The organism is Monoglobus pectinilyticus (assembly GCF_002874775.1).
Classification (GTDB): Bacteria; Bacillota; Clostridia; order Monoglobales; family Monoglobaceae; genus Monoglobus; species Monoglobus pectinilyticus.
Genome location: NZ_CP020991.1, coordinates 669,762 through 693,201 on the forward strand (window position 1 = coordinate 669,762; position 23,440 = coordinate 693,201).

A 23,440-nucleotide genomic window follows, 5' to 3' on the forward strand; every position below is an offset into this window, starting at 1 on the left:
AAATTTTTGTGTAACATAATGTCGGAAGCTGCAATATAATATATTGAGGTTACGGCAAAGCCGCATACCATTAAATATTTTAGGAGGATTTTTGATTATGAGCTGCAAAAATGAATTTACAAGACAGCGCGCAGCCAGCTGCGGCTGTAATAATGCTGAAACAGCTGCAGAGCCTGTAAGCGTTCCCGGAACTGTTCAGGATACTGAAAGCGAGAACAGCGAATGCAAAAGAAGACGCAGTGAAGAATTTTCTGAGCCGGTTTGTGTGAGCGTTGACAAAGTTTATGACGCATGCAGAGAGAGAACCTGCGTTGTAGACGAGCGCGTTTACTTCACAGAGTGCGGTCAGGAAATAATAGAAAGCGCAATAAATGTTAAACTTAAAAAGGCGGAAATTATCTGGGTGTACACAGACACAGAACCTGTATTATATAGCTCAGGCTATTATTCAGTAGACATAAAATACTTTATTGACGTTACTATTGAAGCATTCTCGGATGTTTGTGCTCCTACAGAAGTTCACGGACTTGTAACCTATGACAAACGCGTTATGTTATATGGAAGCGAAGGTCAAACAAAGAGTTTTGAATCTACAATCGACCCCGGAGACTGCATGGAACATATCTGGAAAAGCAACAACATGCCTAAAATAACTGTTGAGGTAGTTAACCCAATAGCTCTCAGCGCACGCCTTGTTGACGATTCATGCTGCTGCTGTGACACAAATGTTTCTATTCCTACAAACATTTGTTCATGTTATGGCGAAGATCTTGTTATAGCTAACAACATCAAGAAAGTTCTTGTCAGTCTAGGTCTTTTCACTATCGTTAGAATAGAAAGAAAAGTTCAGCTTTTGATAGACGCAGTTGATTTCTGTATTCCGGAAAAGACCTGCGTCGGAGCTACACCTCAAGACCCATGTGATCTTTTTGATAACGTTAGATTCCCGATAGACGAATTCTTCCCGCCGACAAAGACAAATGATTTCACATCTTCTAATTGCGGTAAGAATGACCGCGGCTGTGGCTGTGGATGCAGATGCGGAAACTAATAAAATTGCAGTAAACTTTGAATATTAAAATTTAAAAACCGGCCGGTTCGCTTTTGCGGATACGGCCGATTTTTCTGTTGAATTATTATTTATATTTTTATGAATTAGAAAAAATTTTAAATTTTGGGAACTTTTTTCGAATAACAGAAGTCATATTTACTAACTAAGTGTTGTTTTAAAAATATATTTAGTGCATTTCGACAAATTGATATAATTTTATACGAAAGCTTATAAATTTATTTTTAAGAACTTCATTATGGTTATAGATTTATTATATATATAATAAAAAATTTATTTTAGAAAGAGGGATTAAAAATGAAAAAAACTTTCATAAAAAAACTGCGCTTTCTGCCTCTGATGCTGACAATAGCTGTGTTTATATCTATGTTCTCCTTCTTCACGGCATACGCCGATGAACCAACTAATAATTACACCGCCAAAATTGGAAATACATATTATACTTCTCTAAAAACAGCCGTTGAATCTGCTAAAAATGGCGATGTAATTGAGCCGGCCAATGAGCGGGTTGTTATAACCTCAGGCGAAAAAGCCGAATTAAAATCCTCGGTTACCATTAATGGCTTTACATTTGGTGACGGCGGATTTATAAGCGCCGCCGGAAACTATGACTTTTCATTAAAAAACTGTAAATTTACAGCCCAAAATTCATACATAAACAACGGCGTCAGAACGCCTGTATCTTTGTCGGTTAAAGGAAAACTGACAGTTTCAGGAAATGATTTTTCCAAAGCTGCCGACAATGCTTATTTCAATTGTATAGAAACCGGATATAATGGGATATATGAAGTTCAAAACGGCAGTGTGTTTTCTGAAAACAATTTCGGAAATATAGCTAACAACGCTATAAGCATATACTCAGTTTCAGATAACGCGGTTATATCCATAGTCAAAAACAACTTTAAAAATTCAACAAATCCCATACGGCTTGGAAACACCCGTTATAAATCTGTTAACGCCATTTTTGATTTCAAATATAATACCAGTGATACCGGGTCAGATTTTATAATACTAAAAGATGATGGAACAACAAATGAAAACCACGAAATATTTTCCGGGTATAAAATTAATATCGCAAACCTGAAAAACAATAAGACAGGGATAATGGCTTCTTCTAATAATCCGAGACAATATTTTGTAAAAAATAACGGCGCAGTAAACCAAACTTCTAATATGCCGGCAGTGACATTTAATATTTTGCCTGAGCCGGCCTCCGCATCTCCATCAGCTGTGGAAACACCGGGATTACAGCCTACAATTATTCCCACCCTGCCTCCTGCAGAAACGACCACAGCACCACCTACGTCGGAACCAACTGCTGCTCCTACTTTGGAACCAACAGCCGAACCAACCATGGAACCAACGCCCGATCCAACAACAACCCCGACAGCAGAACCGACGATTGAACCGACAGAAGAGCCAACTTTTGTCCCTTCCGCTGAACCAACAGCAGCTGCAAGTTCTGACCCTGAAGCGACAAATTCACCTTCAACAGAACCGGGTTCAGACCCTACTGCAACACCAAGTTTTGACCCTGAAGCTTCCATAAGTCCGATTCCAACTCCTGAAGCAACCGCAAACGTACCAACCCAAACGCCGGAACCTCTTTATCTTGTTTCTATAAATGCTGATGAAAACATCACAAATGTTAAACTTATAAATAAAGAGACAGCTTCCGAAACAGAAATGGTTAGAGCCACAGATACAGCGGATAAAGTATTATTTACTGCATCTGTACCAAACGGAGCTTATGATATTTCAGCTATAGCAATTGAAGGAAAAGAGCCTGATTTGAAAAACAGTGACATAAGCCTGAACGTGAACGGCTATGACATATCCGGAACGGTTGTCACACAAGACGCAGGCACAATAGACCATATAGAAATAGCGACTCCTCCGACAAAAACGGAATATATCAACGGAGAAAAATTTGACCCAACCGGATTAGTTCTCAATATAATAAATACAGACGGAACAAGTTCAAACGTTGTATATGACGAAACAACAAAAGACAGTTTCACATTCAAACCGGGATTAGACACGGAAATACCTGATATTGACGTATATTCCGGAGACAGGTTTATAAATATCATATACGGAAACAGGCTGGCAAAACAAGAACTGACATTTATTATGCGCTATGCGTCAGCTGAGATAAAAGCTCCTGCTTCAAATCAAAGGGTAAGCTTTGATGTCAAGATTCCGGGAAATTCCTATTACACATCAGACCAAGCGGAATGGGACCCAACAGTATATCCGGGAAGCAATTTTAACTATGGCACCGTTTATACTGCCGCTGTGACCCTCCACGCTAACGATGGATACACTTTCTCTAAAGATGAAGGCGCAATGACAGCATATATAAATAACAAGCCAGCAGATATAGTTAATATAAGCGAAGACGGAAAATCCATGACTATCTCACATCAGTTCTATAAAACTTCTGTTATGGGCGGAGGCAACTCAGGTCACTCCACAGGAACAACACCTACAGCCACGCCAAAACCTAACCTTAATACTTACGACCACTTTGCATATATAGTCGGATATCCTGACGGATATATAAGACCTGAAAGTAATATCACCAGAGATGAAGTGGCAACTATTTTCTTTAGACTGCTTACTGATAAATCCAGATCTCAGTATTGGTCACAAGTTAACTATTATGTAGATGTCCCGGCTGACTTATGGTCGAACAACGCTATTTCCACTCTTACAAAAGCCGGAATTCTCGGTGGTGACGGCACAGCGTATTTTAAGCCTACAGCTTATATAACCAGAGCTGAATTCGCAACAATTGCTGCAAGATTTAGCGATGTAGTCTACAGCGGAACCGGAAAGTTCGGCGACGTTGGCGGACACTGGTCGGAGAATTATGTAAATATCGCAGCTGAGGAAGGCTGGATACAAGGATATGAAGACGGAACATTTAAACCTGACCAGCTCATAACAAGAGCCGAAGCTATGACGCTTGTCAACAATGTTTTAAACAGACATGTACGCACAAGCGGTCTTCATAAAAATATGAAGACATGGGCAGATAACAAAGACAAAAATGAATGGTATTACACTGCTGTTCAGGAAGCTACCAATACCCATGATTATGAACGCCCTGCCGGTTCAACTTACGAGACCTGGACATATATAGGACGTAATCCCGACTGGGTGCAGCTTGAACAGAAATGGTCAGACGCTAACAGCGCCGGAAGTATAAACTGATTATTAAAGATTAAGTAATATACAATATGCCGTGTTTCTTAAGAAACACGGCATATAACTTATTATATTAATCCAGCTTTTTAGCTTTGAATCTTGACAAGATTTCATCACGGAAGAAAAATGTTATACTCCACAATGCGCCGAGACCCACAAGCGTATAAATTATCCTGCTGATGATGCTGGCCGAACCGCCAAACAAAAACGCTACCAAATCAAACTGAAAAATACCGACAAGTCCCCAGTTTAATCCTCCAACAATGACTAAAATCAATGCAATAATATCCATACTATGTCCTCCATAAATTATTTAATTATAAATTCTTTTGATATTATTTCCTTATAAACTTATATTATTCTAAAAACAGTTACATTATTACAACAACTTTGTTTATCAAACACTTTTTTATAACTGATTATTATATTATTATCTAAAACGATTAAAATAATAAGCCAAAAGTTAAAAATTTTAAATCTGCAAGAACTATTATATTATTTCCAATCAAAAATATTTTATTATAAAACTGTTATAAATATAATCGTTAAAATTTTTGTTTATTATATTTTTTATTTTAAGCTCTAATTGAATTAATTATTTATATAAATAAAATTTGCGACTGCGCACCTTACGCGGCAGATTTCATCTGCTCTTCCGTTGCTTGCTAATACATTTTTTTATATGAGTGTATAATATAAGTAAAAATAAAATCACTTGTATTTTAGGTTCTAATTGAATTAATTATTTATATAAATAAAATTTGTGACTGCGCACCTAATGAGTCAGATTACATCTGCCCTGCCGAAGCTTGCAGAAAATATTTTTTATACGAGTATATATTTGTAAAAATAATACCATTTGTAATTTAGGAACTAATTAGAATTAATTATTTAATATAAATAAAATTTGTGACTGCGCGCCTAACGAGGTAGATTACATTTGCCCTGCCGAAGCTTGCAGAAAATATTTTTTATACGAGTATATATTTTTGTAAAAATAAAACCATCTGTAATATAGAAATTAATTAGAATTAATTATTTATATAAATAAAGTTTGCGACTGCGCACCTTACGCGGCAGATTTCATCTGCCCTTCCGTTGCTTGCATAAATCATTTATTATATAATCGTTTAGATACTTCAAAGAAATAATATTATATTTCCTTATTATTAATAAATAATTGAATGATAAACATTTTTTGATATAGATAGTAAATATGAATATAAAATTATTTAAATTTTATATCTTATTATAATTATTTAAATATTATAATTATCACAAATACTTTTAGCATCATAAGCATTTTTATTATTACAAGTCTTTTTCGTTATTGCAATTTGTTTAATTATTATAAGTATAATATACTCTTTGAAAATGATATTTGCAAGCTTCGGCAGGGCAGATGTAATCTGCCTCGTTAGGCGCGCAGTCACAAACTTTATTTATATAAATAATTAATTCAATTAGAGCCTAAAATACAAGTGATTTTATTTTTGCTTATATTATACACTCATATAAAAAAATGTATTAGCAAGCAACGGCAGGGCAGATGTAATCTGCCTCGTTAGGCGCGCAGTAGCAAATTTTATTTATATTAAATAATTAATTCAATTAATTCCTAAATTACAGATGGTTTTATTTTTACAAATATATATACTCGTATAAAAAATATTTTCTGCAAGCTTCGGCAGGGCAGATGTAATCTGCCTCGTTAGGCGCGCGGTCACAAATTTTATTTATATTAAATAATTAATTCTAATTAGTTCCTAAATTACAGATGGTTATATATATATACTCGTATAAAAAATATTTTCTGCAAGCTTCGGCAGGGCAGATGTAATCTGCCTCGTTAGGCGCGCGGTCACAAATTTTATTTATATTAAATAATTAATTCTAATTAGTTCCTAAATTACAGATGGTTATATATATATACTCGTATAAAAAATATTTTCTGCAAGCTTCGGCAGGGCAGATGTAATCTGCCGCGTTAGGCGCGCAGTCACAAATTTTATTTATATTAAATAATTAATTCAATTTAGACCTTTAAATATATATATTAACGTCATCAATAACATCACTTGCTATTTATAATTTTAAATAAAACAATATTATTTTCTCATATCAGAAAGTAAATTTATAAAATAAGATAAATATGGCAATATTAAATATTAAAAGAAATTAAAATATTTTAAATGTATCAAAAGCCCCCTCAGCGTCAGCATCATCCAAACCATAATGCAATCCAACATAGCAGATATAATAAATAATAAAATACTCCAACCATATACAGTATGTGTTTAAAATTTTAACAAATATATTACTCATGACATAATCAGGCCATTTAGCCTTTGCTAATCAGCAAAAATAAATATAACACAAATATATAATATCCTGAAAGGAGCAAAAAGAATGAAAGAATATTTACAGATTGAAAAAGTTATAGGGAGAGAAATCCTTGACTCACGCGGCAATCCTACTGTTGAAGCTGAGGTTCATCTTGCCGACGGCACTATCGGCCGTGGAACAGCGCCAAGCGGCGCGTCTACCGGCGAGTTTGAAGCGTTAGAACTTCGTGATGACGATAAAGACAGGTACCTTGGCAAAGGCGTTACAAAAGCTGTTGAAAACATTAATACGATAATAAATGAAACCATATCAGGAATGGACGCTTCAGATATTTACGCAATAGACAAAGCCATGATAGCCGCAGACGGCACAAAAGACAAATCAAAACTCGGTGCTAACGCAATCCTAGCCGTATCAATAGCAGCATCCAGAGCGGCGTCAATTTCACTTGATATACCTCTTTACAAATTTTGGGGCGGAATTTCCGGCAATATTCTGCCTGTACCGATGATGAATATTTTAAACGGCGGAGCACATGCCGCTAATACTGTTGATGTTCAGGAATTTATGATAATGCCTGTAGGAGCAAAAAGTTTTAAAGAAGCCCTGCGCTGGTGTGCTGAAGTATTTCATGCCCTTGCATCATTGCTCAAATCAAAAGGCCTAACCACATCAGTGGGTGATGAGGGTGGATTTGCTCCTGACCTTGCCAGCGATGAGGAAGCTATTCAGTATATTCTCGAAGCAGTTAAAGCTGCCGGTTATGAACCTGAAAAAGATTTCATGATTGCGATGGACGCGGCTACAAGCGAATGGAAAGGTTCAAAACCCGGAGAATATATTCTTCCGAAAGCAGGAACAAAATTTACTTCTGAAGAATTAATAGCACACTGGAAAAAACTTGTGGAAAAATATCCTATTATTTCAATTGAAGACGCTCTTGACGAGGAAGATTGGGAAGGCTGGCAGAAGCTGACGCAAGAACTCGGGAACAAGGTTCAGTTAGTAGGAGACGACCTTTTTGTTACCAACACCGAACGTCTGAAAAAAGGAATCGACCTTGCATGTGGAAACTCAATTCTTATTAAGCTCAACCAAATAGGTTCTGTATCAGAAACTCTGGAAGCAATAAAAATGGCCCACAAATCCGGATACACTGCTATTTCATCACATAGGTCAGGCGAGACAGAAGACACAACAATTGCAGATTTGGCGGTTGCCCTTAACACATGCCAAATCAAAACTGGCGCGCCCAGCCGTTCTGAAAGAGTCGCAAAATATAACCAGCTGATTCGTATTGAGGAGGAACTCGGTGATTCTGCCGTATATCCGGGACTTTCAGCGTTTAATATAAAAAATAAGTAAAATTATCTGCCCGCCTAGTACGGGCAATACATATAAAACATTCAGTAAATAACAAAAAGGATAAAAGGTATGAGTATTGTATTAACTGGAGGAAACGACCGTATAGCAACCAGATACAAAGATATTTTCAAATCATACAAATATAAGGCTAAAGTTTTTACGCAGATGCCGCCCTACTTCGAAAATAAACTCGGCAAACATGCTATAATGGTAGTATTTATCAATACTTGTTCGCATAAAATGATTAACACTGTTAATCAAAGATCTGCAAAACATAATATTCCTGTAATAAAGTCACACTGCGCCAGTGTAACAACTCTGAAATAAATTCTTCAGGAATACTGCGCATAATTTTATTTTTTCGGCCTTTGGTTAGTTATAGCTAACCAAAGGCAATAAATTCTTTCATTTTGCAAAAAATCAATTTACTTTTTAACTTCAATGTATTTTTTATTTAATCTATTAAAATTTTAAACTAATATTACATAGTTAAAGGTCATAACCCAATATATTCAAATTTTTAAATCATTTCTTAAACCGCAGAACTTAAAAATAAATCCAATTACGTAATACATAAAAACAATAATTACTTTTCAGCTTTCTTGATATTAAACTTATATACTATTTTTTAAAATTACATTTTTGCAATATTGAAATAATTTATTCACTTATTTGACATTAAGTAAATATTATTATATAATATATATAAATATTACATAAAGGTGATTATTATGAAAAAATATATATTGATATTATTAACAATTTTATCTCTATCTGTTATATTTTATTTCCCTGTCAGTGCTGATACTTATGAAGAACTGACATATATAAAATCCTGGGATGGTATTACAATTACCGGCTGCAGTGAAAATTCCACAAACATAATTATCCCATCCATGATTGACGGTTTACCTGTTACTACTGTAGGCACGAGAGCCTTCGCAAACACCCGCAAACTCAACAGTGTGATTATTTCTGATGGTGTAATAAAACTAGACTATCAATCATTTGAAAACTCATCTGTAAAAAGTGTATCTCTTCCTGACACAATTCAAACAATCGGCGGCTATGTATTTAATAACTGTAATTATCTTTCTGAAATAAATTTGCCGTCTGAATTACAAAATATTGGTTATAGTGCTTTTTCAAACTGTTCAAGACTTACTTCAATAAATATTCCAAACGGAATAACAGAGATACGTGATAATTGTTTTTCCGGCTGCTCATCTTTATCAAACATAGATATACCCCTCTCTGTAACTTCTATTGGTATTTCTGCATTCTCAGACTGTGCGGGACTCACATCTGTCACTGTTCCGGATACTGTAACCTTTCTTGGAGATTTTACATTTTCCGGCTGTACCGGTCTAATTTCCGCTTCTCTACCGGAAGGTATAACTGAAATAAATGGCACATTCAGCGGATGCACTTCACTGACTGATTTTATAATTCCAAAGACTGTAACCAGTATTTCAGAAGCATTTGAAGGCTGCGCTTTTAAAAACATAGAAATTCCTAATGCTATAACCAAAATCGGAAAAAACTCATTTAAAAATTGTACGGCTCTTGAAAATATAAAGATACCGGATAGCGTAACTGAAATCAATGTATATGCATTTTCTAACTGTGTTTCTCTTAAACATATAGATATGCCAAAATACTTGCCGAAGATTGATTATTATGTTTTTTTATCATGCCGCAGTTTAAAAGACATTGTTATACCAGACGGCGTTACTGAGGTAGGCGGTGCCGCTTTTAAAAATTGTTCAGCTCTAGAAAGCGTATTATTGCCGGACAGCGTAATATCAATAAAAGATAGTGCTTTCGAATCTTGTACCTCTTTAAAATATATTGAATTACCAAATAACGTAAATGAAATATGTAAAGAGACTTTTACAGGCTGTACAGCACTTGAAAACGTAAAAATGTTTAACAGTATCAATACAATTGGCGAATCTGCATTTCAAGGCTGCAGGAGTTTGAAGTCAATTCAATTACCTAATAGTTTAACAGAAATCACAAACGATGTTTTTAATGAATGTTATTCTCTTAAAAAAGTGTCAATACCAAACAGCATAAAAAATATTGGACAAAGTGCTTTCAAAAATTGTGTAAGCCTTGAATCTATAATCTTGCCCGATACCATAGAATATATTTATGGAAAAACGTTTCAAAACTGCTGTTCTATTACCGAAATTACTATTCCAGAAAACGTAAAATCAATATACAATGAAGCATTTAAAGATTGCACTTATCTAAAAAAAATTAATTTTAATAAAGCATTAGAAACCATAGGATATTCGGCGTTTCAAAATTGTTATTCCCTTACTGAAGTTACTATTCCGGAAAACGTAACATCAATAGGCAGCGAAATATTTAAAAATTGTACATCATTGAAAAAGGTTAACCTAAATAACGCATTAAAGGAAATAGGCAGCGCGGCATTTATAAATTGTTATTATCTTACCGAAATTACAATTCCAAAAGGCGTAGAATCAATAAAAACTAAAACTTTAAAAAACTGTACTTACTTAAAAAATGTTAACCTAAGTGAGGGATTAAAATACATAGGGAATGAGGCATTTACAAAATGTGCCAGTCTATCAGACATTGAGCTTCCCGAGAGTATTGAGTCAGTATCAAGCACAATTTTTTTGAACTGTGACAGAATCGGAAATATGTATGACCATTTTGCTGCTTTAAAGAATATTGAAAGAAAAATGATATTAACAATTGACAATGATACAGCAAAGGTTGGAAATATAGATGTTTATCTAGGCGCAGCGCCGCAGATAGTAAACAACAGAACCATGTTACCTGCACGGCCTGTTGCAGATTTTATCGGCGCTAAAACTGATTGGAGCGAATTGGATGAGACTGTTACAATTCACTCTAATAACAATAACATAAAATTAAAACTCGGCTCTAATATTGCATATGTCAACAATAAAGCTCAAACACTTGATTCACCGCCATACCTATATAAAGACCGCACATTTGTTCCATTGAGATTTCTTGTTGAAAACTTGGACGCAAAAATCACTTGGGACGAGGAAAGTCAAACTGTGACAATTGAATAGTATTTCTGACCTCGAAACTTTCTGTATTCGAGGTCAGATTATTTTATAAAATGTTGTCTGAGACTATATTATAAATATACTCGCTTCACAAAACATATATAAAAAATTAATATAAAACGCGCTGTGATTATCACAGCGCGTAAAATTAATGTTGAGTTAATTTTAATATCTAATCAATTAAATTATTTCATCATTGAAGCAACTTCTTCAGCGAAGTTATCCTGCTTCTTTTCCATTCCTTCACCCTTTTCAAAACGAGCGAATTTTGCAATCTTAATTTCTGTTCCAAGAGTATTTGCAACACCGTCAACATACTTCTGAACACTCATGTCGGGGTCCTTAACATATGCCTGGTCTACAAGACAAACTTCCTTGTAATATTTCTTTATACGGCCTGCAACCATCTTGTCAACAATTGCTTCCGGCTTACCCTCGTTCAGAGCCTGCTGTTTCAAGATTTCTGCTTCCTTCTCTACTACCTCAGTCGGAACAGTTTCCTCTGTTAGATATTCAGGAGCGGCAGCAGCTATCTGCATAGCCACATTCTTAGCCATCTCAACAAACTCAGGTGTTTCAGCCTTTGAAGCGTCTGATACTTCAAAATTAACAAGAACGCCGATTCTTCCGCCGGCATGAACATATGACTGGTTGATACCCTTATATGTCTCAAAACGGCGAATATTCATATTCTCGCCGATAGTAGCAATCTTCTCGGTCAAAGCGTCGCCAACTGTCTGGCTTCCGCCGTCAATTGTCAAAGTCTTAAGCTCTTCAACATCAGCAGGAGCATTATTAGCAATTGTCTTAGCTATATCTTCAACAAACTTCTGGAAATCAGCATTCTTTGCAACAAAGTCAGTTTCAGAGTTAACCTCAACAACAACGCCTGTGTCTCCATAAACAAACGAACCAACCATACCTTCTGCAGCGATTCTGCCTGCCTTTTTGGCAGCTTTTGAAAGACCTTTTTCTCTTAAATATTCAATAGCCTTTTCCTGATCGCCGTCTGTTTCAGTAAGAGCTTTCTTGCAGTCCATCATTCCGCAGCCTGTCATCTCTCTTAATGTTTTTACATCTTGTGCTGTAAATGCCATTTTTATTCTTCCTTTCGTAAAAAACTTCTTATTATATTATTCGTCAAGAACGTCTAGAGTAACCTCTTCGTTCTGAGTTTCCTCCATCTGCTCGCCCTGCTTGCCTTCAAGGATAGCGTTTCCGATTGTAGAAACAATAAGCTTAACGGCACGGATAGCATCGTCATTGCCGGGGATAGGATAATCAGCTTCTTCAGGGTCACAGTTAGTATCAACGATAGCGATTACCGGGATACCAAGCTTGTGAGCTTCAGCTATAGCATTCTTTTCTTTTCTTGGGTCAACAACAAACATAGCTGACGGTAAGTTCTGCATGTTTTTGATACCGCCGAGGAACTTTTCAAGTCTTTCTTTCTCAAGATTCAACTTGATAACTTCCTTCTTAGGAAGAAGTTCCATAGTTCCGTCCTCAGCCATCTTGTCAAGCTGGAACAATCTGCTGATTCTCTTTTTAATAGTCTTAAAGTTTGTGAGCATACCGCCGAGCCATCTTGCATTTACATAGTACATGCCTGTTCTCTCAGCTTCCTCTTTGATTGCTTCCTGAGCCTGCTTCTTTGTTCCAACAAAAAGAACACTTCCGCCCTCGGCAGCAACATCACGGGTAAAGTAATATGCTTCCTCAATCATCTTAACTGTCTTCTGAAGATCAATGATATAAATACCATTTCTCTCAGTGAAAATGTACTCGGCCATTTTAGGGTTCCAACGGCGAGTTTGATGTCCGAAATGAACACCTGCTTCCAATAACTGCTTCATTTGTACTACTCCCATATTTTACACCTCCATAAAGTTATACCTCCGCCTTGCTCAGCTTTCATAAGAACCGGAATGGGAATACCGGCACATCAAATGAAATCACAAAGCGTGTGTATTTTATATAATTTGGACAAACTTAGCCCAAACACCGAAATAGTATATCATAACCAAATTGTAAATGCAAGACTTTTTTCTATATTTTTTCAAAAAATTATATATGTAAATTGCAATATCAAATAGGACATTTATAAAAACCAGTAAACACCTCATTAGATATATGATAATTGATAATTTTTCCGGCAGCTCATTAAACAAGTATCATCTTTATTGTTTCTATAAAACTATAAAAAAGGCCGAAATCATTGCACAGAAATGTTAATGTTATTTAATATAAAAATGAATATAAAAAATGTTCTTTTGCTAGCTTCAGCAGGACTTTGTCTACACCTGTAAGATAGGTGCACACATTCAAATAATCATTAAAACAACATATAAAAAATATTTCTAAATAAATTATAAAAAGTGTGGTTTTGTAAGCTTCGGTAGGACGTACGAAGTACGTCGCGTAAGGCGCGCAGTCGTGGAACAGTTTATTATAAAACGGATTATGACAAACTGTTCTATGTATATTTACGCTCCGCGTAAGATGACAGCTCACCTGAAGCGGCGCATAAATGCGCAATACATCACAACTAAGTAATTTATTGACGTTTAAGGCTATGACAAAAAAAGTCACTTTTGTATCACACCCACCAGAGGTGGGAAACATCACAACTAAGTCATATTATTGACATTGAAGGTTTAAGGAATAAAGAGATATTTGGGCTCACACCCACCATTTAGGTGGGGTCACAGTCACACCTCCCGATGTTCACTAAAAACACTCTGTATACAGAATAATATTTCTAAAATAAATTATTATATGAAATATGGTTTTGCAAGCATCGGAGGGCTGTGAATAACTTTTTTATTATAATAATAAATATAAAACTAAAAATTTTGCAATAATCTTTTTCAACAATATACTATGTAATATTTTCTTATTATAATAAGAAAATATAAAAATCCGCCTACACAATTGTAGGCGGATTTAAATAACTTGCTATTTTACCAAATTGATACTCTGTTCTCAGGAGCAACGTACATTCCATCTTCTTCAGTTATGTCAAAAGCTTCGTAAAACTCATCAAATAATGCAGCAAGCCTATTCGCTCTGACAATTCCAAAAGAATGAACATCTATTGTGCTCAGACTCTCTAAATACTGGCGCTGACCTGTTATCTTCCAAAGCTTAGCATTACTTTCAAAAAACAGTTTATAATCAGGATTTTCGAGTTTTTTCATGGCGTCAAGCGCACATGCCATTCCTCCAATATCAGCTACGTTCTCGCTTATTGTAAGTTCGCCGTCTGTTTGGATTCCGGGAGCGGATTCAAATCCGTTATAATAGTTAACAACATCCTGGCAAAGCTGTTCAAACACAGCTAAATCCTCTTCAGTCCACCAATTTGCAGCGTTTCCAAACTCATCAAATTTTGCGCCGTTATTATCAAAAGCATGTGTAATCTCATGCGCTATTACTGTACCGATAGACCCCAAATTTTCCTCAGGCTTTCCATCAGAATAATAAAACGGCTCCTGAAGTATTCCGGCCGGGAAGTTAATAGAGTTATCAGTTTGCATATATCCGGCATTTACGGTGTATACCGGAACTACGCTCCAATAATCGGCTTTTTCTGCAGGCTTTCCCTGGCTTTCAGCTATATCAGCATACGCGGATTTTCTTATACTGTTCATAGTATTAAAATATGCGTATTTTTCATTTGGAGAATAAACCGTTATATCGTCAATATAATCCTCAAATGATTCAGGATAACCAACGTTAACAGACATTGCGTCAATTTTTCTTATTGCTTTCTCTTTTGTGGCTTCACCCATCCAGGTTAGATTTGCAATCCTGTTTCTGAAAATATCTATAAACTCATTTACCATATTTTCAACATCTTTTTTAGTCTCATCAGAAAAATTTCGTTTTATATATTCTTCACTCAAATATGAAGATAAAGTATTTTTGGTAGTAGTCAAAGCTATATCCTCAGCAGGACTTGTAACGTCCATTCCAAAATAATCCGACTCAAAATCATTCGCTGCGTCAATAAAACGTTTATCCAGCTGAGAACCCAAACTTAAAACAGAAATTTTAAGTATTGTTTTCAATAAATCAATGTTTTTGTCATTAACATATGAAGCAAACGCTTCCATAACCTTTGGAGTTGTGACTAAAACATTATCTTCCGGATGAAGACCTAATGCTTCCAAAAGCTTATCAAAATCAAATGCAGGGAACAAATCACACAGCTCTGAATAACTATAAAGATTATAAATATTATCTATATTAGAAGCTTCTTGGTTTGACATTACATATTGAGATAAATCCTTTTCAAAAGCGATAAACTTCTCAACATCTTCTGCAGCTTTAGTGTTGTCTTCGCCGCCGAGAACCAAGATATTTGTCAAGTAATCTTTATAGCTGTTCATAATATCTTCATTTTCATAGTCTGCTTTGGTACGGCTCGGCGAATACGTCCCAAAAGCAAGGATGTTTTTTGTGTTATCTTTAAAATCAGCGACAATCGCAAAAGCTGCAAACGTGGTAACTAAATAATCTTTTACAATCTTTGTTGACAAAGCGTCTAACTCGTCAAGCGATTCTATTTTATCAATTTCATCAAGATACGGCTTTAGCGGTTCAATATCCTGTTCAGTTCCCTCGCCGGTGTTTAAGTTTTTAACACTGGTATAAAAATCAGCTATTATCTCACCATTGCTGCCGGCAGGCTGTTCTTCTGACAAATAATTGTTAATAATATCTGAGATTATTTCATCATTTCTCTCGTCAACTTCATGAAACGATGAAGTTACTACATTGCCTTGAGAAATTTCTGCAGTGTTATAATAATCTTTGTTGATATAAGCCTGAAAGTCATCCTTTAGATTAGATCCAAAAAGATAATATAACCTGCGGATAATCAAAGTAACCTCGTCCTCGGTTATAAAATCCTCAGAACCGAGCAATCCATCACCTTTTCCAACCAGTATCCCGCGGCTTGCCAAATTATTAACAGCGTCTTCAGCCCAGTCAGGAACATCAGAAAATGTTAAATCAGTTTCGCTGATACGTTTAAAGTTCTTATCAGGTTCAGGCATTTTTCCAAAAGCACGGTCGGCCATAACAACAGCCTCGGAACGCGTAATATACTGGTCGTCTTTTGTGTCCCCGTCGCCATATCCTTTTATAATGTCTCCTCTGGTTATTCCTGCATTATAATCATCCGAAACAGACAAAAGCTTATCGGCAACATATCCTCTTGTTGCATAACCTGCGCCGTCTTCTTCTGCAATGACAATAAACGGCATTGTGCTTATAAGCATAGATAGAGCCAGCATTAAAGATAGCAGTTTTTTCTTCATTTTCTCACCTCGTATTATAATATTTTTTGTTTTTTCATTTTTAATTATACCATTGGCAAGTTTTTGTGTCAATCAAATTAGTTACCGATAAATATATATGTATTATTTCTTTTAACATAAAAGATTAATTCTAAGCGGTTGAAAACTAAAACCGTACCAGCTTAAAAATTCGGTCACAATTTAAGTATAAATATTATTAACTATGTTTATATAATCAAAACGCATATTTTATAAAAGTAAAATATTACTTAAAAATATATTGGCACGGAATTATGACATAAGCTATAAAGCTCTGAGAAAAGACAGGTAACCTCGTATAATAAATTCAAGTTGTCTGCATAAAAACAGCGCAGCAGTCATAAAACTGCTACGCTTTAAAAATCTCTTTTTTAGTGGTTACACCATTGTCTTTTTGTATATCTTAAATTTTAAACAACTTTTTATAATATTTATTAAATTCTAACAAAATTTAATTTTAAATAATAGTATTTACTTTATTTAAAAAGCTTTTTCTAACCTGTATTTTTATAAATAATACTTTTATTTATTCAGTTCTTGTGAAAGCAATTTATTTACCACTCCAGGGTCGCCTTTTCCCTTTAACTCTTTCATGCACTGACCCATCAAAAATCCTATAGCTTTCTTGTTTCCTGAATTATAATCGGCAACAGGCTGAGGATTATTTTCAATAACCTTCTTAACTATATCAAGAACCAATCCTTCGTCGCTTACCTGCTCTAGATTATTATCTTTAACATATTTTTCTACATCCAAATCTTCATTGAAAGCGATTCCGAAAATTTCTTTAGCTTTGTTACGGTTGATTGTTTTCTTATCAACCAGCTCTATCAGCTTGGCAAGAGCTTTGGACGTGAGCTTCATATCCTTGGCTTCTATACCCTCATCGCTCAGTTTTCTCATTAGCTCGCCCATAATCCAGTTTGAAACTTCTTTAGGGTTATTGCATATCGCCGTTGTCTCCTCAAAGAAGTCAGCCAGCGCTTTCTGACCTGTTATCATGTTGGCGTCATATTCCGGCAGGCCAAAATCTTTGATATAACGCGCCTTTTTCTCAGGAGCAAGTTCCGGCAAACTGCTTTCAATAGAATTAAACCACTCGTCATCTATATCAATAGGCGGAATATCCGGCTCAGGAAAATATCTGTAATCCTGTGCGTTTTCCTTGCTTCTCATAGCATAGCTCTTGTCTTTATTATCATCCCAGCGCCTTGTCTCCTGTACGACCTTTCCGCCGCGCTCCAATAAGTCTATTTGGCGTTTAGCTTCAAAAGCTATAGCTTTTGAAATAGCTTTAAACGAGTTAAGGTTTTTCATTTCTGTCCTTGTTCCGAATTCTTCCTCGCCGACTTTTCTGACTGACAGGTTGACATCGGCACGCATTGACCCCTCCTGCATCTTACAGTCCGAAACTCCAAGGTATTCCAGAGTGGATTTCAGCTTAGACAGATATGCGATAACCTCGTCAGCGCTTCTGAAATCCGGCTCGCTTACTATCTCAATAAGCGGAACGCCGCATCTGTTGTAATCACACTTAGTCTCGTCGTTAAACTCATCATGTATCAGTTTTCCTGCATCCTCTTCCATGTGGATTTCATGAATCCTTATATCCTTTTTAACTCCGCTTTCTATCTCGATAGGAACTCGTCCATTCTGACAGATAGGCAGATACAGCTGGGATATCTGATACGCTTTAGGCAGGTCAGGATAAAAATAATTCTTTCTGTCAAATTTATTGTATCGGGTAATATCACAATTCAGCGCTATTCCCGCCTTCATAGCAAAATTTACTACCTGTTTGTTAACAACCGGCAAAGTACCCGGCATTCCTGTGCATATAGGGCAGCAGTGAGTGTTTGGCTCTCCGCCGAATTCGGTTGTGCATGAACAGAATATTTTTGATTTGGTCGCAAGCTCAACATGAACTTCAAGACCCATTACGGTTTCCCATGCCATATTACTTCGCCTCCTTTACAAAACTATCCGGTGACTTTTTGTGAAAGTCTGTTAAACTCTGATAAGTATACGCTGCATTCAGAATCACATCGTCTTTAAGCGGCGCGCCGACCAGCTGTGCGCCTATCGGCATACCATCTTCATCAAATCCGCACGGCACGCTGATTCCGGGAAGCCCGGCAAGGTTAACAGAAACGGTATAAATGTCCGAAAGATACATCTTTAGAGGGTCTGATAAACTTGAACCCAATTTAGGAGCAGTAGTCGGAGCGGCAGGGAAAAGTATAACGTCATATTTCTTATACGCTTCGTCAAATGCTTGTTTTATAAGGGCTTTAACCTGCAGAGCTTTTTTGTAGTACGCATCATAATACCCTGTAGACAAGGCAAAAGTTCCGAGAAGTATTCTTCTCTTCACTTCTTCGCCGAATCCCTCGCTTCTTGTTGACATATACAAATCTGTTAAATCATCAAAATTTTCAGACCTGAATCCATACTTAACGCCGTCAAACCTTGAAAGATTTGAGCTTGCCTCAGCAGACGCTATAATATAATAGGTTGGAACAACATAATCAATAATAGTCATGTCAAACTCTTCAACAGAAGCGCCGTTTTCCTTCAAAGTCTCAGCAACAGCAAGAACTGACTTTTTCACATCTTTATTAAGACCGTCGCCAAAACACTGTTTAGGTATTCCAATTCTCAAACCGTCAACATTACCTGACAGCGAGTTGAGATACCCTTTATGTTCAACCTCCAAAGAAGTTCCGTCCATTTCGTCTTTTCCGCAGATAATATCCATAATAGCGGCACAGTCGGCAGCGTCCTTAGCAACAGGACCAATTTGGTCAAGTGAAGAGGCGTAAGCTATAAGGCCATATCTGGAAACAGCTCCATAGGTAGGCTTCATTCCGGTAACGCCGCAGAATGACGCCGGCTGTCTGATACTTCCTCCCGTATCTGAGCCCAATGCGTATGGAGCTTCCTTTGCCGAAACAGCGGCAGCTGCTCCGCCTGATGAACCTCCCGGAACCTTTTCAGTATCCCACGGATTTTTTGTCGGCCCATAAAACGATGTTTCAGATGTGCTGCCCATAGCAAACTCATCCATGTTCAGCTTTCCGATGATAACGGCGCCGGCCTTGTTCAATTTATCAATTACAGCAGCATTATACGGCGGCTTAAAATCTCCCAGTATTTTTGAAGCACAGCTTGTCTTTATTCCCTTTGTGGAGATATTATCCTTTATTCCGACCGGAACTCCTGCCAGCGGAGAATCGCTGAGCTCGCCTGAGTCTATCATTTTCTGAACTTCTTCAGCCCTCTCCAAAGCTTCCTGTTCCGTAACTGTGATATACGCGTTAACAACCCCGTCTTTTGCCTTGATTTCATCAAGGAACGCCCTGGTTGCTTCAACGACTGTAATATCACCGCTCTTTATCTTTTTGCCCAGCTCAAGGGCAGTATAATCAGTAATATTCATTTATCCGTTTCCTTTCCAAAATAAATTTCTCAAACGTGACGGCTATTCCACTGTCTTTGGAACGATGATAGCCTCGTCGTCAGACTTTGGAGCGTTAGCCAAAAGCTCTTTTCTGTCGGCGCTTTGCTTAACAACGTCCTCACGCATAACATTTTTTACGGCAAACGCATGTGACATAGGCTCGACGCCTTCAGTGTCAATATTATTCAAAACGTCCATATAGCCTATAATCTCGCCAAGACCCTGCCTGGCATTTTCAATCTGCTCATCATTCAGTTTTAATCTGGAAAGTTCCGCCACATACGAAACCATATCTTTTGTTACTTCCATAATATCACTCTTTTCGCTATAAAGTTGATTACATATTAGTGGTAATTATACCAAACCATAAAATTTTTGTCAATAACTTACTATATATAATCATTGACAATTCAAACACAGACAAAACCAATAAATATAATGTTATTAATATGAAAAAATAATTTTGTGCTAAACTACTCTGCAGCATATTTTGAAATATTTTAGCATTATTTTCACTGACATTTTTATTAAAAAATATTCCATTATTTTATTATAAAACCGTAACAAACGTTTTATTCTCGTTGACAAGACTATGTTTTTCTATTATAATATTATAATCATTTTAATATTTTATGGATTTTCTTCCAAATAGTAAATTTTTTTGAAACGGAGATTGATTTATGGGCATTTTCAGCATGAAAAACTATAATAAACCCGGTAAGGGTGTGGACCCTCTCGAACCCAAGAGCGAGGGCGCTGTTTTATTTTTTGAAATTTTTATCCGAAAGTTCTGGAAGTTCATACAGGTCAATTTGCTTTTTTGCCTGGCAAATATCCCAACCTTTTTAATCGTGTTTTTTCTTTCAGGTACAGTTTCAAACGCGGTATACGGAACGTTCTCAAACCAAATTGCCAGTATGGTCGGACTGAGCGCTCCTGATTTCAGCAACAGCGATTTCAGCGCTATGTACATAACCATAGACCTAGGAATCAGAGCTTTTGTTACTATACTATTTACAGTTTTTTGGGGTATGGGACCTGTAAGCGCAGGTATGCACTATATCCTTAGAAATTACTCTCGTGAAGAAAACTCTTTTATATTAAGTGACTTTTGGGACGCAATAAAAGACAATTTTAAACAGTCTTTGGCTGTTTATATAATTGATTTGATAGCGCTTTTCGTTTTCTTCTACGGTATAACCTTCTACTCGTCTCAAACCAATTTCCTGAAATACGGAAAATACCTGGTTTATTGCTTGTTCCTTTTCTACGCAATGGTTCATCTGTTCTTGTATCCGCTTATGGTGAGGTATAAGCTGACTATCGGAAAACTTTACAGAAATGCCGCGCTGTTTTGCTTGGTCAGCCTGCCGTACAGTATTCTTGTTATAGTATTGCTTCTCTTGATGACAGTAGGCGTTGGTTACCTAGGAATATTTATGCTGTCAAGCGGTTCATTTACAGTGCTTTTCACAATATACCTTATATTTGCCGTGCTGCTGCTATATTCTTTCACAGGGTTCATCGTCAGCTATAATGCGGAATGCCAAATAAGAAAGCATATTGACGAAAATGCAGACGTAGATGAAAAACCGAATTATGAAAAAGAAGAAAAACCGTCAGGAAGAAGATTATATTAGATTTTTTAAGTAATTTTAAATAAATACAGAGAGCTTTTATAGTTTATGAATTATTTTTATCGTTCTTAACTATTTTAGGCTCTTTTTTATTGCCCATTATTAATAAAATGTTCAAACATACTACAAAAATAGTTAAAAAACATCATATATAATTTTATCTAAAAGCTACTCATGGAGGATAATATGAAAAACATTTTAGAATTACTGGAAAACTCAGAAAAGCTTTATCCTGACAAAACAGCAGTATCAGACGGCAAAAGAACTATTACTTACAGCAGGTTTAAAACAGCAGCCATGGAAACAGGCTCATATATAGCCTCCAATTTTAAATTTAAACGCCGCCCTATCGCCATATATATGGAAAAAAGTATTGAAACGCTTATTTCAATGATGGGCACAGTCTACAGCGGTAATTTTTATGTAATACTGGATATAAAAATGCCGGCGGAACGGTTAAGCCTTATAACCAACAATCTTGAACCTGAACTAATAATAACAGACGGTTCGCACCTTTCAAAATCTAAAGAAATATTCCCTGAAACCAAAATAATCTCTATTGACGCCGTTCCTCATAACATAAACAACAGCCTGCTCTCCGAAATCAGAAATAAAACTATAGATACCGACTTGCTCTACGTGCTGTATACCTCAGGTTCAACAGGAATACCTAAAGGGGTTGCCGTCAGCCATAAAAATGTTATATCCTACAGCAAATGGGTAATAGATACTTTTAATATAAACAATGAAACCGTTTTCGGGAATCAAACTCCGTTTTATTTCAGTATGTCGGTTCTTGATATTTACGCGTCGCTTAGGACAGGCGCCGAACTTTGCATTATTCCCCAAAGTCTCTTTTCGTTTCCGCTTGAGCTGTTAAAGTTTATTGACGAAAACAAAATCAACACTATTTATTGGGTTCCCTCTGCACTGGCTTTGGTTGCAAACTGGAAAGCATTTGACTACTGCGTTCCAAAAACATTAAAAAAAGTTCTCTTCGCCGGAGAGACAATGCCTATGAAACAACTGAATGTTTGGCGCAAACATCTTCCGGGCGTATTGTTTGCCAATCTTTTCGGGCCGACAGAAGTTACGGATATATGCGCCTACTATATATTAGACAGAAGTTTTCAAGACGATGAATCACTGCCGATTGGTAAGCCCTGCGACAATTGCGCGCTGGAACTTATACCGGCTGAAGGTGATAATACACAAACAGAACTTTGTGTAAGAGGTTCTATTGTTGCCATGGGGTATTATAATAACCCGAAAAAAACTGCCGAGGCGTTTGTGCAAAACCCAAACAACACATGCTATCCTGAAATTATATATAAAACCGGCGACTTAGTAGAACTGAACGATAAGGGCGAGTTAATATACCTAGGCAGAAAAGACCATCAAATTAAGCATATGGGATACCGTATTGAGCTTGGAGAAATAGAAAACGCAATTAATTCAATTCCGAATGTTCAGGCTTCCTCCTGCATATATGATGAAGAGCAGGACAAAATAGCCGCTTTTCTTCAAACTGATTCTGAAATTAAAGAGATTAAAAAAATTGTAAAAGAAAAACTGCCCAAATACATGATACCTGCAAAGTGGGTGTTTCTAAATAAAATGTTTTACAATTCAAACGGAAAAATTGACAGAAACAAATTAAAAAACCTATATATAAAAGGAGAGGTATAAAATGAATGAACTGATTGAAATTTTAAGCGGCATTTGCAGCGGAGAAGGCTTTGAGAACTCAGAGGACCTTATAGCCGATGGTTTTTTGGATTCTTTAGATATAGTTCAGGTATCGGCCGAACTGGAAAACAATTTTGATATTGAAATAACTCCTGTTGACGTCACCCGTGACAACTTTAAATCTGTAAACAGCATTTATGAAATGATAAAAAGACTGGAACAAGAATAAGAAAAGAGAG

Annotated in this window: 15 protein-coding genes; 8 read left to right on the forward strand and 7 right to left on the reverse strand. The window is 36.3% G+C overall.

Going from position 1 to position 23,440, the window contains the following annotated elements; translation table 11 throughout:
• The first annotated feature begins 97 nt into the window (after nt 1-97).
• Both B9O19_RS03105 and B9O19_RS03110 read left to right on the forward strand, forming a co-directional pair.
• Nucleotides 98-1,051, forward strand: coding sequence for a hypothetical protein (locus B9O19_RS03105; RefSeq protein ID WP_102365045.1), 954 nt, complete (start codon nt 98-100; stop codon nt 1,049-1,051).
• A 315-nt stretch (nt 1,052-1,366) separates the two neighbouring features.
• Complete coding sequence (locus B9O19_RS03110; RefSeq protein ID WP_102365046.1) at nt 1,367-4,288, forward strand: S-layer homology domain-containing protein; 2,922 nt, start codon at nt 1,367-1,369, stop codon at nt 4,286-4,288.
• 67 nt (nt 4,289-4,355) lie between these two features.
• Here B9O19_RS03110 and B9O19_RS03115 read toward each other — a convergent pair whose 3' ends face one another.
• Nucleotides 4,356-4,574: a DUF378 domain-containing protein gene (locus tag B9O19_RS03115; protein ID WP_102365047.1), complete on the reverse strand. Its 219-nt coding sequence runs from the start codon at nt 4,572-4,574 to the stop codon at nt 4,356-4,358.
• A gap of 2,117 nt (nt 4,575-6,691) precedes the next feature.
• Between B9O19_RS03115 and eno the strand changes: the two genes are divergently transcribed.
• From eno to B9O19_RS03130, 3 genes are all read left to right on the forward strand, one after another.
• Entirely contained in the window at nt 6,692-7,993 is a 1,302-nt protein-coding gene (gene eno, locus B9O19_RS03120; protein ID WP_102365048.1) for a phosphopyruvate hydratase, read from the forward strand.
• A gap of 69 nt (nt 7,994-8,062) precedes the next feature.
• The gene (locus tag B9O19_RS03125) at nt 8,063-8,320 is read left to right on the forward strand and encodes a DUF2325 domain-containing protein (RefSeq protein WP_102365049.1); all 258 of its coding nucleotides are present in this window, start codon (nt 8,063-8,065) and stop codon (nt 8,318-8,320) included.
• A 404-nt stretch (nt 8,321-8,724) separates the two neighbouring features.
• Nucleotides 8,725-11,073: a leucine-rich repeat protein gene (locus B9O19_RS03130; protein WP_102365050.1), complete on the forward strand. Its 2,349-nt coding sequence runs from the start codon at nt 8,725-8,727 to the stop codon at nt 11,071-11,073.
• Between the two features lie 182 nt (nt 11,074-11,255).
• Here the strand turns inward: B9O19_RS03130 and tsf are convergent, their stop codons facing one another.
• The 6 genes from tsf to gatC all read right to left on the reverse strand — a co-directional run bounded on the left by tsf (nt 11,256) and on the right by gatC (nt 20,184).
• Nucleotides 11,256-12,167, reverse strand: coding sequence for a translation elongation factor Ts (tsf, locus tag B9O19_RS03135; RefSeq protein WP_102365051.1), 912 nt, complete (start codon nt 12,165-12,167; stop codon nt 11,256-11,258).
• A 36-nt stretch (nt 12,168-12,203) separates the two neighbouring features.
• The gene (gene rpsB, locus B9O19_RS03140; protein ID WP_102365052.1) at nt 12,204-12,941 is read right to left on the reverse strand and encodes a 30S ribosomal protein S2; all 738 of its coding nucleotides are present in this window, start codon (nt 12,939-12,941) and stop codon (nt 12,204-12,206) included.
• 1,092 nt (nt 12,942-14,033) lie between these two features.
• Nucleotides 14,034-16,397: a M13-type metalloendopeptidase gene (locus tag B9O19_RS03145; protein ID WP_154058604.1), complete on the reverse strand. Its 2,364-nt coding sequence runs from the start codon at nt 16,395-16,397 to the stop codon at nt 14,034-14,036.
• 540 nt (nt 16,398-16,937) lie between these two features.
• Nucleotides 16,938-18,371, reverse strand: coding sequence for an Asp-tRNA(Asn)/Glu-tRNA(Gln) amidotransferase subunit GatB (gene gatB, locus B9O19_RS03150; RefSeq protein ID WP_102365054.1), 1,434 nt, complete (start codon nt 18,369-18,371; stop codon nt 16,938-16,940).
• Nucleotide 18,372: 1 nt separating this feature from the next.
• Nucleotides 18,373-19,854, reverse strand: coding sequence for an Asp-tRNA(Asn)/Glu-tRNA(Gln) amidotransferase subunit GatA (gene gatA / locus B9O19_RS03155; RefSeq protein WP_102365055.1), 1,482 nt, complete (start codon nt 19,852-19,854; stop codon nt 18,373-18,375).
• Between the two features lie 42 nt (nt 19,855-19,896).
• Nucleotides 19,897-20,184 (reverse strand): Asp-tRNA(Asn)/Glu-tRNA(Gln) amidotransferase subunit GatC, encoded by a 288-nt coding sequence (gatC, locus tag B9O19_RS03160; protein ID WP_102365056.1) that lies wholly within the window; start codon nt 20,182-20,184, stop codon nt 19,897-19,899.
• Between the two features lie 371 nt (nt 20,185-20,555).
• Between gatC and B9O19_RS03165 the strand changes: the two genes are divergently transcribed.
• From B9O19_RS03165 to B9O19_RS03175, 3 genes are all read left to right on the forward strand, one after another.
• On the forward strand, nt 20,556-21,515 hold the full coding sequence (locus tag B9O19_RS03165) for a YesL family protein (RefSeq protein ID WP_102365057.1): 960 nt from the start codon (nt 20,556-20,558) through the stop codon (nt 21,513-21,515).
• A 183-nt stretch (nt 21,516-21,698) separates the two neighbouring features.
• Entirely contained in the window at nt 21,699-23,201 is a 1,503-nt protein-coding gene (locus B9O19_RS03170; protein WP_245862996.1) for an amino acid adenylation domain-containing protein, read from the forward strand.
• Nucleotide 23,202: 1 nt separating this feature from the next.
• Entirely contained in the window at nt 23,203-23,430 is a 228-nt protein-coding gene (locus B9O19_RS03175; RefSeq protein WP_102365059.1) for an acyl carrier protein, read from the forward strand.
• Nucleotides 23,431-23,440 lie beyond the last annotated feature (10 nt).